This window comes from Streptomyces sp. NPDC033165, from assembly GCF_055577965.1.
On sequence record NZ_JBVIPK010000017.1, the window covers coordinates 46,357 to 58,776 of the forward strand.

Annotated in this window: 6 protein-coding genes; 1 reads left to right on the forward strand and 5 read right to left on the reverse strand. The window is 74.1% G+C overall.

Annotated features, from left to right (window positions below):
- Positions 1-21: 21 nt before the first annotated feature.
- The 5 genes from ACZ5WC_RS29315 to ACZ5WC_RS29335 all read right to left on the reverse strand — a co-directional run bounded on the left by ACZ5WC_RS29315 (position 22) and on the right by ACZ5WC_RS29335 (position 10,266).
- The gene (locus ACZ5WC_RS29315; RefSeq protein ID WP_468543645.1) at positions 22-2,292 is read right to left on the reverse strand and encodes a bifunctional glycosyltransferase/CDP-glycerol:glycerophosphate glycerophosphotransferase; all 2,271 of its coding nucleotides are present in this window, start codon (positions 2,290-2,292) and stop codon (positions 22-24) included.
- Positions 2,293-2,469: 177 nt separating this feature from the next.
- A complete protein-coding gene (locus tag ACZ5WC_RS29320) occupies positions 2,470-3,366 on the reverse strand; it encodes a carbohydrate ABC transporter permease (protein ID WP_468543646.1) in 897 nt (298 codons plus the stop codon).
- A 100-nt stretch (positions 3,367-3,466) separates the two neighbouring features.
- The gene (locus tag ACZ5WC_RS29325; protein ID WP_468543647.1) at positions 3,467-4,753 is read right to left on the reverse strand and encodes a carbohydrate ABC transporter permease; all 1,287 of its coding nucleotides are present in this window, start codon (positions 4,751-4,753) and stop codon (positions 3,467-3,469) included.
- 100 nt (positions 4,754-4,853) lie between these two features.
- The gene (locus tag ACZ5WC_RS29330; RefSeq protein ID WP_468543648.1) at positions 4,854-6,221 is read right to left on the reverse strand and encodes an ABC transporter substrate-binding protein; all 1,368 of its coding nucleotides are present in this window, start codon (positions 6,219-6,221) and stop codon (positions 4,854-4,856) included.
- Between the two features lie 160 nt (positions 6,222-6,381).
- The gene (locus tag ACZ5WC_RS29335; RefSeq protein WP_468543649.1) at positions 6,382-10,266 is read right to left on the reverse strand and encodes an FHA domain-containing protein; all 3,885 of its coding nucleotides are present in this window, start codon (positions 10,264-10,266) and stop codon (positions 6,382-6,384) included.
- A gap of 461 nt (positions 10,267-10,727) precedes the next feature.
- Between ACZ5WC_RS29335 and ACZ5WC_RS29340 the strand changes: the two genes are divergently transcribed.
- On the forward strand, positions 10,728-12,398 hold the full coding sequence (locus ACZ5WC_RS29340; RefSeq protein ID WP_468543650.1) for a serine/threonine-protein kinase: 1,671 nt from the start codon (positions 10,728-10,730) through the stop codon (positions 12,396-12,398).
- Positions 12,399-12,420: the final 22 nt, after the last annotated feature.

Below are 12,420 nucleotides of genomic sequence, written 5' to 3' on the forward strand. Positions count from 1 at the left end.
CGCTGCCGCGCGCGGACCGGGTCAGCGTTCCTGGAGCGCTGAAGCCGCCGGGAGCTCCCGGGCCCGGGCCCAGGACCGGGCCCTCTCCTCCTGCGCGGGCAGCGCACCGGGCATCCGGTGCGCCGTGGACGGCACCGGCAGCGGCAGCCCGTCCGTCTCCGCGAGGAAGACCCGCCGCACCACGCGCTCGGCGGCGTACCCGTCGTCGTACGGGCAGAACCGGGCCCGGAAGGCGGCCCGCAGCTGCGCCGAGCGGGAGCCGCGCCAGTGGTCCGTGGCGAAGATGTCGAACAGCTCGTCCTGACTGCGGGCGATGATGCCGGGCGGGAACGCGGTGATGTCGAAGTACGTGCCCCGTGCCGCTTCGTACGCCTCGATGTCCTCCAGGTGCAGGACCACCGGGCGGTCCAGGTTGACGTAGTCGAACATCAGCGACGCGTAGTCCGTGATCAGGGCGTCGGAGGCGAGGGCCAGCGTCTCGACGGACCGGTGGGCGCCGACGTCGATGATCCGGGGATGCGGCGTACGGCGGCCGCCGCCGGGGTCGACCGGGTGGGGCGTACGGGCCAGGATGACGAACTGCGGGCCCAGGACCCGGATCAGCCGCTCCAGATCCAGCACCGGCCGTTGCGCCCGCCGGTAGTCGCGGTGCTCCGGGGCGTACAGCAGGGCCGTACTGCCCGCCGGGATTCCCAGCGTCTCGCGCAGCCGGGCCACATCGGCCTGGCCGGTGCGGTGATAGACGTCATTGCCCGGGGAGCCGTACTCCAGCGTCGTGTACGCGGACGGATAGGCCCGCTCCCGTACGAGGGTGGCGTGCGGGTTCGCGGAGAGCGAGAAGTCCCAGGTGTCCACGGAGCGCAGCAGCTGCTCGAAGTCGGTGCCCCGGGCGGCGGCGGGGCGGTCCAGGAGATCGGTGCCCACGGTCCGCAGCGGAGTGCCCTCGTGGGTCTGGAGCAGGACCTGCCCCCGGCGCTTGACCAGCCGGCGGTCGAAGGAGGCGTTGCTCACGAGGTACGTGGAGCGGGCCAGCGCCGTCCAGTAGGCGAAGGTGTCCGGCGCGAGGTGCCGGGTGCCGGTGGGCACGGTGTGGGCGTCGACGGGGCGGCAGATCCACGCCGTCCGCAGCCCCGGGACCAGCTCGCGCGCCTTCGCCTCGATCGCCGCCGGGCTGCCCGTGAAGCCCCGGTTCCCCCGCGCCGCGAACACCGCGTCCCGGGAGCGCAGCGGCAGCCGCAACTGGATGCGGTAGTGCACCTGGTGCGCCGCACCCCGCACCGCCCGGCGCACCGCGGCCGAGCCCCGGCGCAGCCGCCCGCCCAGCCGCTGGGCCCCCGACAGTGTCCGGTAGGTGCGCCGCGCACCGAGCCGCATCAGCCCGTGCCGCAGCAGCGCGCGGCGGGGGGCCGGAGCCCCGGGCGCGTGATGGCGGCGGCAGGACGCGGTCGCCCGGCGGAAGAACGCGGCCCGGCTGTGCGGCGGCAGCCGGTCCCGCGAGGCGAACAGGGCCGAGTAGTGGTCGAGCATCCGCCGGTACATCACCGGCCGCCAGGGAGCCAGTGGGGGGCGGGAGTCGATGAACGCGAAGACCCGGTCGTACTGGTCGAAGACGTCGAAGTGCTTCTCGCTGGTGGTGGAGAGGATGTTGCCGCGCCGCCGCTGCCGGTAGGAGACGCAGACCGCGTCCAGGACCGCGATCGACCCGGCCGACATCAGCACCGGATAGGTCCAGGGAGTGTCCTCGTAGTAGCCGGGCGGGAAGGTGAAGCCCTCGGCCTCGACGAACGCGCGGCGGTACGCCTTGTTCCAGACGACCATGAGGAGTTGCAGCAGCTCGGGGCGGTCGGTGAGCCGGAAGGAGGCCGGGCCGCTCTCGTGGAGATGGGCCGCCAGGATGTTGCGCACGCTGCGGCCCGACCAGTACGTCCGGGCGTAGTCGTACATCAGCACGTCGGGTTCGCCGGTCGACCCGATCCGGTCGGCGATGGCCTGGAGCGCGTCCGGCAGCAGGGTGTCGTCGCCGTCGAGGAAGATCAGGTAGTCGCCGCGCGCCCGGGCCATCCCGGCGTTGCGGGCCGGACCGAGACCGGTGTTGCGGGGCAGGTGGACGGCGGTGACGCGGGGATCCCGGCGGGCGTACTCGTCGGCGATCGGACCGCAGGCGTCGGGGGAGCGGTCGTCGACCACGATGATCTCGTAGTCCTTGAAGGACTGGCTCAGCAAGGAATCCAGACACGCGTGCAGATACGCCTGGACCCGGAATGCGGGCACGATGACGGAGAACCGGGGCACTACACATCCATGGGTCGTTCGTTCGCGGGGACCAGGCAGATCCCAAACGTCGGATGGAATGACAGGGTTACGCCGGACGCGGCAATCGGGGGACGCGCACGGCGAAGCGGCCCGGTTCCGGGGAACCGGGCCGCTTCGGATTGACGTACGGATGTGCGGACTTGAGGGTCTTCCGGCCTACTTGACCGCCCCCGCCATGACGCCGTTGACGAACTGCCGCTGGAAGGCGAAGAACACCGCCAGCGGGATCACCATCGACAGGAACGCGCCGGGCGCGAGCACATCGATGTTGTTGCCGAACTGGCGTACCTGCTGCTGCAGCGCCACAGTGATCGGCGGCGATCCGGAGTCCGCGAAGATCAGCGCGACCAGCATGTCGTTCCACACCCACAGGAACTGGAAGATCCCGAGCGAGGCGATCGCCGGACCGCCCAGCGGCATCACGACCCGGGTGAAGAGCCGGATCTCGCCCGCCCCGTCGAGCCTTGCGGCCTCCAGCAGTTCGCGCGGGATCTCCGCGAAGAAGTTCCGCAGCAGGAAGATCGCGAACGGCAGCCCGAAGGCCGTGTGGAACAGCACGACCCCGAGCGTCGTCTCGAAGATTCCGATGGCGCCGAAGAGCTCGGACACCGGGATCAGCGCGACCTGCACCGGCACCACCAGCAGCCCGACCACCAGCAGGAACCACCAGTCGCGGCCGGGGAAGTCCATCCAGGCGAAGGCGTATCCGGCGAGCGAGCCGATCACCACCACCAGGACGGTGGACGGCACGGTGATCATGACGGTGCTGAGGAGGGAGCCGGTGATCGTCGAATTGTCCAGCAGGCGTTGGTAGTTCTCGAAGGTCAGCTCGGAGGGGGCGGTGAGGATCTTCCACCAGCCGGTGGCCGCGATGTCCTGCGGTCCGCGCAGCGAGGACAGCAGCAGGCCGATCGTCGGCATCAGCCAGAACAGGGCGACCAGGATCAGCAGGACCCGCATGACCCCGCCGCCGAGGAGGGCGGCGATGCGCGCGCCGAGGGACCGCCTGGCCTTGGTCGCCCCGGGGGTGCTCACCGTCGGTGTGCCGCTCATCGCCGCCCCTCCTTCCGCGTCCGGCGGATGCTGCTGCGTTCTCCCGGGGGGCGACCCCCGGACCCCCGGCCGGCAGGCGGCCCGGGGCGGGCCGGACGCGTCATCGTCGCCCCTCCTTCCGCATCCGGCGGATGTTGAACAGCATCACGGGGATCACCAGCAGCAGCAGAAGCACCGCGATCGCGCTGCCGATCCCCAGGTCCGCGTCCGTGCCGAACGAGGACCGGTACAGCTGGAGCGCCAGGACGTTCGCGTCGTCCTGGGAGGAGCCCGGCGCGATGATGAACACCAGGTCGAAGACCTTCAGCACGTTGATCATCAGCGTCACCAGGACCACCGCCAGGACGGGCGCGAGCATCGGCACGGTGATCCGGCGGAACACCTGCCACTCGTTCGCGCCGTCCACCCGGGCCGCCTCCAGGAGTTCGCGCGGCAGACCGGCCAGGCCCGCTGCGATCAGCACCATCGCGAACCCGGCCCACATCCACACGTAACTGCCGATGATCCCCGGTGTCACGAGGGACGGGCCGAGCCAGTCGACACCGTTGTACGGCTCGCGGAAGTTGTCGGCGGGCAGGCGCAGCCGGGCTCCGTCCGCCGAGGCGGGCAGGGTGAACACACCGTCCGCGCGCGCCGTGGCCGTGGCGACGACCTTCCCGTCCCTCACCGCCTCGACCTTCAGCCCCTTCAGCCCCAGCTCCTCCGGGTCGACGACGTTGGGCTTTCCGCCGCCGCCCCGGGTGAAGTCCAGCCAGGCCGTGCCGCTGATCCCGTCGCCGGACGCCGCCGGGGCGCCCTCGGCCGGCCGCGCGTCGCCCGGCATCTTCGCCGGGGCCACACCGACCAGCGGCACCAGCAGCGGCCGGCCCGCCCGGATCGGCTCCTTGGACACGAAGGTCCCGCCGTCGCCCTCCTCCAGCGGGTGGACGGGCAGCGGGCGCGCCTTCGGAAAGCCCGCGGACTCGGTGAACGTGTCGTGCACGCTCACCGCGACCGCGTTGGCCACCCCGCGCTCGGGGGCCTGGTCGTACACCAGCCGGAAGATGATGCCCGCCGCCAGCATCGAGATCGCCATCGGCATGAAGACGATCAGCTTGAACGCGGTGCCCCAGCGGATGCGTTCGGTCAGCACCGCGAAGATCAGCCCGAGTGCGGTGGCGACCGTCGGGGCGAAGACCACCCAGATCGCGTTGTTCTTCACCGCCGTGAGGATCGTGTCGTCGGTGAACAGCGCGGTGTAGTTGTCGATCCCGGCGAAGCCCGTACCGGCCTGGTCGAAGAACGACCGGTAGACCGAGTACCCGATCGGATACAGCACCAGCGCGCCGAGCAGCACCAGCGTGGGCAGCAGGAACACCGCCGCGACGGCCCGGCGGGTGGCCGTCACACTCCTGAGGGTCTTTGACGGCGGCGGTGGGGACGGGCGCGGGTCCGTGTCTGCGGAGGGCGTCGCACCGGCGCCCTCCGCGTTCGTGGTCGCCACCGCGTCAGCTCTTGTACGCCTCGGCCGCCGCGGACTCCAGCTGTTTCTGGGTCCCCGCGATGTCCTTCGGGTTCTTCAGGAAGTCCTGGAGGATCTTCCACTCGCCCGCCCCCGGCGTCCCGCCGAACGACTGCGGGGCCTGGTCGGACATGTCGAACCGGACGTCGTCACCGGCCTTCACCAGCGCCTCGGCCATGGTGCGCTGCACCTCGTTCGGGTACGCCTTCAGGTCCAGGGCCTTGTTCGGGGAGATGAACCCGCCCGCCCCGGCCCAGATCTTCGCCGCGTCGGCCGAGGCCAGCCACGTCAGCAGCGCCTGCGCGCCCTTGGTGTCCTTCAGCGCGATCGCCGCGTCGCCGCCGGTCACCACGGGGGAGTCCGCGCCGACCGCCGGGAACGGGAAGACCTTGGCGTCCGTACCGATCTTCGCCTCGGTCTGCGCGATGTTGACGGCGACGAAGTCACCCTCGAAGACCATCGCACCCTTGGGCTGGTCGCCGCCGGTGAACGTCTGCGTCACCGACGTCGGGAACTCCGTCTGGAGCGCCCCGTCGGCACCGCCCGCGATCAGCTCCGGCCTGCCGAACAGCTCGGCGAGCGTGGACAGCGCGTCCTTCACCGACGGGTCGGTCCACGGGATCTCGTGCTTCGCCAGCTGGTCGTACTTCTCCGGGCCCGCCTGGGAGAGGTAGACGTTCTCGAACCAGTCGGTCAGCGTCCAGCCGTCCGCGCCGCCGACCGACACCGGGGTGACGCCGGAGGCCGAGACGGTCTCCGCCGTGGCCAGGAAGTCCTTCCAGGTCTTCGGCTCGCTCGCCCCCGCGTTGTCGAACGCGGCGGCGTTGTACCAGATCAGGGACTTGTTGGCGGCCTTGAAGTACACGCCGTACTGGGTGCCGTCCACCGCGCCGAGGTCCTGCCAGACCTGCGCGTAGTTCTTGGTGAGCTGGGCCTGCGCCTCGGGTCCGACCGGCTTGGCCCACTTCTTCGCGACCGCCTGCTGTACGGCCCCGACCTGCGGGATCATCGCCACGTCCGGCGGCTGCCTGCCCTTGATCTTGGTGCCCAGGAAGTTGATGATCGGGTCCTGCGCCGGTACGAAGGTGACGCTCGCGCCCGTACGCTTCTCGAACTCGTCCAGCACCTTGGTGAAGTTGGCCTGCTCCGGTCCCGTCCAGACCGCGGCGACGGAGATGCTCTCGCCGTCCAGTTTCGGCAGTGTGACCGTGGGCGCGCTGTCCGTGCCCTGGCCGGAGCCGTCGCCCGACTTCTTCCTGCCGTCGCCGTCGCCGCTTCCGCAGCCGGTGAGCGCGAGCGCGCCGACCGTCGCGAACACGAGCGCGGCCCTGCGTATCGAGAAGGTTGTGCGCATGCCTGCCCCGTCTCTTCCGTACGCGCCCGGTCACGTCCGCGTGCCCGGACGCCGTCGTCCGTGCGCACAGTCCTACGCCCGGGGCACGGGCCCCGCAATACCGCCGCCGGGCCCAACACGACGATCGTGACCGCCTCGTGACGTCACGTCAGCAGGGGGATCAGTTCGGAAACGGGACAAGCCCGGGCAGCGGCTCGGCGTTCACGGAACGGGCCGCGCGCTCCAGGGCGCTGGCGAGCAACGCCAGGTCGGTGGGCCCGTTGCCCAGCTCCCGGACCGGGCGCCGGGTCGGCGGATCGCCCATCCGCTCCCACTCCAGCGGGACGACGGTGGGGCGCAGCGTCGCCGTACGGGGGATACGGCCGGTGACCCGGCCCCCCTGGAACGGCGTCACCCGGCCGTCCGGGTGCCCCAGTCTGCCGCGCCCCGGGGCCGGTTCGTCCGGGGACGGCGGCAGCACGGGGGCGTCCAGCACGATGCGCAGCCGGGCGCCGCGGGCCAGTTCGGTGTCCTCGGTGCGGTCGGGGCGCGCGGAGGTGGCGACGAGGTGAACCCCGAGCCGCCCGCCGTCCCGGGCCACGGCCTCCAGGGCCCGCACCACCGAACCGGCGGCGGGGCGTCCGGGGCTGCCGAGGGCGGGGGCGACCAGCGCGTCGAAGTCGTCGGCGAGGACGACGAGCCGGGGCAGCGGGGACGGCCCCGGGTCCGCGGACCGTGCGGCGGCGGGGCGCAGCCGCAGGGTGCCGCTGGCCGGGGACTCCAGGTCGCCTCGCCGCTCGGCGCCGCTCGGCGGCCGCTGGCCCACGACGCGGGGGGTGGTCTGCTGCTCGTGCCGGGCGTAGCGCGCGTGCCACTCGGCGAAGTCCAGGTCGCCCAGCAGCTCGGCGCGCCGCTTCAGCTCACCGCCCAGGGCCTGCGCGAACTCCCGCATCCGGACCGGATCGGACGCCACCAGGTGCGTGAAGACATGCGGCAGCTCCGTACAGGGAAGCAGCCCTTCCCCGCGCTCGCCCTGCTCACCGCCGGAACCGTCGACGAGCAGGATCCCGAGCCGGTCGGGCCGGGCCGCGGCGGCGAGCGACGCGGCGACGGCCCGCAGCAGCTCGGTGCGGCCGCTGCCCGGGGGCCCCTCGATCAGCAGATGCGGCCCCTCGTCGGCGAGATCGACGCTCAGGGCCCCCCGGGGCCCGGCCCCGAGCACGAGCACCGGCCGCCCGGCGTGCACGGCGTGCCCGGGGGCGGCGGCCGGAGCCGCGCCGGGGTCGCGGGTGTCGAGGGGAGGGTAGGGGGTGCGGTCGGGGTCGGGGGTTTCGGCGCCGGGGTACGGGGTGCGGCCCGAGTCGGGGGTTCCGGTGCCCGGGGACGGGGTGCGGTCCGGGTTGCGGGTGCCCGCTGCCGGGTAGGGCGTGCGGCCGGAGCCGTGGGTGTCCAGGGGCGGGGACGGGGTGCGGTCCGGGTTGTACGCGTCCCGGGCCGGGTACGGGGTGCGGCCCGAGTCGGGGGTGCCCGCTGCCGGGTAGGGCGTGCGGCCGGAATCGGGCTGGTGGGGGGTGTTCGCGGTGCGCTGGGGGCCTACACGGGGGCCCGTGCTGAGGGTGCGGCCGGAGCCGGGGCTGTCCAGGTCCGCGCGGGCGGACGGGGAAGCCGCGGCCGCCCTGGGGGCCGAGGCGCCCGGCTGGGCCTCCGCCGTGGACGCCCAGCGGGCCATCAGCGAGGCCGGTGTGGCGCGGGCCAGGCCCAGCTCGTCCAGCAGCCGGGCGGACGGCGGCAGCGCGGCGGACGTCGGGCGGCCCGCCAGCGCGGCCGATCCCTCCTCGCGCAGCGGCGCCAGGGCCCGTCCGAACCGCTCGGCCCAGGCCGCCGACACCGCGTCCACCGCGGCCACCGTGCCGTGCCCCGCGGCCTGTCCGCCCGCCGTACGCAGCAGGCGCAACGCCGTGGCGACGTCACCGCTGAGCATCGCCACCGCCCCGCACTCGCGGAAGGCGATGGAGGCCCGGCAGGCGGCGTCGTACGTCGCGGCCACCGGGGAGGTGGGGGAGGCCGCCGGGGTCTCGGCCAGGCAGATCAGATGGATCCCGGCCGCCGCACCCGCTCCGGCCAGCCGGGCCGTGGTCTCGCGCAGCGCCGCCGTACCGGGGTCGCCGTCCAGCACGACCACCGTGTGCGGGCCCTTGTGCTCCTGGGCGGCCTCCGCCACGGCGGCCCGGTCCAGATTCGGCCAGCCCGGACCGAGCGGGCCCTCGTCGAGGCGGCGCACCAGCTCGGCGGTACGGGCGGACGCCTGCTCACGGTCGTACGCGAGAAGCAGCCGGCAGTCCTGGCCGTGCGTCGGGCGCAGATGCGGCAGCCACCCCAGCCAGGCCCACTCGCGTCGCCGCTCCTCCAGCGTGCGGGAGCGGTCCGTGGAGATGAGCACGATCTCCAGGTCGAACGGGGAGTGCAGCGCGGCGAGCTGTGCCACCGTCGCCCGGGCCAGCCCCGCCAGCCGGGCGCGCGGACCGGCGAGCCCCAGCGAACCGGCCTCCCGCAGCCCCACGGTCACCGGCACGGCGGGCACATCGGCCCGGTCCGTCGTCCCGAGCCGCACCACCAGCGCCTCCGGGTGCGCCGCGTGGCGCTCCCAGAGCCGGGGCCCCGGGCCGAGCGCGGTCAGCAGCACGGCCGCCGGATCTGGCCAGGTGCCCGCTGGCGCGGACGGCAGGGCGGAGAAGGGCGAGAGCGGGGAGGCGGGGGACGCCAGATGGCCGCCCCCGGCCGCAGGGCCCTCCGAGCCGTCCGGGCCGGGCGACGTTCCCGGAGAGCCGCCCGACGGGCCGTACGAACCGGCCGAAGCCCCGTATGCCGTCGACTCGGACGAATCGGACGACTCGTAGGTCTCGTACGTCTCGTACGCCGTCGAGCCGTACGGATCGTCCGGGGTGCCCGGAGCGCCCGGGGTACGGGAGGACCCGGCCGCGCCGGGCCGTCCCGCCCCCGGGGCCTGTTCGCTCCTGCCGCCACCCGTGAGCCGCCGCGCCCATGCCCCTATGCCGCTGCGCCGGGGCGTCGCGGTGGAGTCGAACTGCTCGCCGCGGGCGTGGGTGCCCTGTCCGGGGACCCCGCCCGGCCCGGCCTCGGCGCGGTCCGGCCGGGCGGTGTCGTACGAGGCGCGGGCGGAAGGCCCGGAGGCCTGGGCCGGCAGGCCGTACGCGGCCCCGACGCCGGCCCCGACGCCGGCCCCGACGCCGGTCCCGGTCCCGGTCCCGGTCCCGGTCCCGGTCCCGGTCCCGGTCCCGGCCCCGGAGCCGTGGCCAGGGCCGCCGCCGTCGTGACCGTACGCCGCGAACGGCTCAGCCGCGGCGCGGCCGGACGCACCGGAGGCGAACGGCTCACCCGCACCGGCCCCCGCCGCCTCGACGCGCGCCACCCGCAGGTGTCCCTCGCCGTCCGGGGCGGTCGGCAGCGTCGCCGCACGGTGTCCCGCCGTGAGCCGGAGGGCCGATTCACCGAGCCGCAGCAGCGCGCCGGGCGAGAAGCGGACCGGGCGGTCGTGCACCTCGACGCCGTCCAGCGAGGTGCCGTTCGTCGAGCCGAGGTCGGCGACCGAGACCCGGTCGTCCTCGGAGACCGTCACCGCGCAGTGCAGCCGGGACACGTCCGGGTCGTCGAGCGGGACGTCCGCCTCGGCGGAGCGGCCGATCCGGATCTGCCCGCCGTGCAGCAGATGGACCCCGCCCGCGTCCGGCCCGGCGACCACGTGCAGCTGGGCCGGGACGGCATCGTCCGCCGCCTCGTCCTCGCCGGGGACCTGGAGCGAGAGCACCGCTCCGTCCACCAGCGGCGGTTCGCCCAGCGCGATGCGGTGCGCGTCCAGCCGCTCCCGTCCGGCGAAGAGCACGACCGCCCCGCCGCCCTGGGAGCTCTCGGGCCCCGCCACGGCGGAGGCCAGGCCCGAGGCGACGGCCGCCAGCGCCGTCCCGGCGGGGGCGGTGACGAGCACGTCGCAGGTGCGCGCCGGGGTGTGGCCGCTGCGCGGCGCGAGGACGGTCAGCCGGATCTGCATCGCCGTCGGCGGTCCCTTCTGCGCGGGGGTGCCCGGCAGGGGAAACGCCCTGTGATTCCCCCCACCCGGCACGGACACGTCGTCCGTACAGGTCGTCACGTACCGCGAGACTCCGACCCCGCAGATCCGTGCTGGAGGCATCCTTGCACCTGCCGCTGACAACACGCCCGGCGGTCACCTTTAAATGATCTTGAATGGTCGGCTGTGGGCGCAAAAGTGACTGCTTGCGTCCGGATCCCGCCGCCCGGAGGGGGCGGCGGTGAGTCGGGGGCGGCATCCGCTCGCCGCGCGAACGCGCGGCAGACCTGTGAGCCGCTGTGCGGCAACCATCTGCCCGGTCTGGCCGTCCTACCCCGAAACGTGAACCCCCCGGTGCCCCGTTCGGCGGCACTAGAGTGGGCCGGAACATCCGGGCGGGCCCGGGGGACCGCAAGCACCACGATCAGCAGGGAGCGCATGACGTGCGGCCGGTAGGCAGCAAGTACCTGCTCGAGGAGCCGCTCGGGCGCGGCGCCACGGGCACCGTCTGGCGAGCCCGCCAGCGGGAGACCGCGGGCTCCGAGGCGGCCGTCGCGGGACAGCCCGGCGAGACCGTGGCCATCAAGGTCCTCAAGGAGGAGCTGGCCAACGACGCCGATGTCGTCATGCGGTTCCTGAGGGAGCGCTCGGTCCTCCTGAGGCTCACGCACCCGAACATCGTGCGTACCCGCGACCTCGTCGTCGAGGGTGATCTCCTCGCCCTGGTGATGGACCTGATCGACGGCCCCGACCTGCACCGCTACCTCCGCGAGAACGGCCCGCTCACCCCGGTCGCCGCCGCCCTGCTCACCGCGCAGATCGCGGACGCGCTCGCCGCCAGCCACGCCGACGGCGTCGTCCACCGCGACCTCAAGCCCGCCAACGTGCTGCTCGACGAGCGTGACGGCGGGATGACCCCGATGCTCACCGACTTCGGCATCGCGCGCCTGGCCGACTCCCCGGGGCTGACCCGGACCCACGAGTTCGTCGGCACCCCCGCCTACGTAGCGCCGGAGTCCGCCGAGGGCCGCCCGCAGACCTCCGCCGTGGACATCTACGGCGCGGGCATCCTGCTGTACGAGCTGGTCACCGGCCGCCCGCCGTTCGCCGGGGGCACCGCCCTCGAAGTCCTGCACCGGCACCTCAGCGAGGAGCCCCGCCGCCCCTCCACCGTCCCCGCACCGCTGTGGACGGTCATGGAGCGCTGCCTGAGCAAGGACCCGGACCGGCGGCCCAGCGCCGAGAACCTGGCCCGCGGCCTGCGTACGGTCGCCGCGGGCATCGGCGTCCACGCGAACTCCGCCCAGATCGCCGCCGCCGAAGGCGTGGGCGCCCTGCTCGCCCCCGACCCGGCGCCCACGGCCGTCCCGGAGACGCCCGGGGCCGCTGACCCCACGCAGGTGCTGCCGAGCAACGCGGGCTCGTACGACCCGGCCGCCGCCACCAGCGTGCTCCCGCAGACCGCCCCCGGGGGTCAGGGCGGCCACGCCGACCCGACCGCCGTCCTGCCGCCCGTGCCGCAGCGCCCCGACACCCCGCCGCAGCCGGACGGCCCGCACCCCTGGCAGTCCCAGCTCCAGGCGGCCCGGGACCGCAACGAGCAGACGCAGGTGCAGTACCTGGACCCGAGCCAGGACCCGCTGCGCCGCCGCCCCCAGCGCCAGGCGCAGCCTCCGGCGCCCCAGCGGCAGCAGCCTCCGCAGCGCCGCCAGCCGCCCCCGCAGCACCAGCAGTACCCGCCGCAGCACCAGCAGCAACAACAGCAGCGCCAGCCTCAGCGCTACCAGCAGCCTCCAGTGCCCCAGCGGCAGCAGTACGCGCCCCCGCAGCCGCAGCAGCCCCAGCAGCCCGCCCCGCGCCAGCCGCGGGAGCCGCGTCCGCCGAGGCAGCGCAGCGCCAACCCGATGCGCATCCCCGGCCTCGGCTGCCTCAAGGGCTGCCTGTTCACCGTGGTGCTCCTGATCGTCGCGGGCTGGCTCATCTGGGAGCTGACCCCGCTCCAGGACTGGGTCGCCCAGGGCAAGGGCTACTGGGAAGCGATCGGCGACGGGATCGGGAAGGTCACCGACTGGATCTCCGAGATCGGCGAATCCACCGGAGGCTCGGGCACCTGACCCCGGGCGCCGCCTCTGTCCC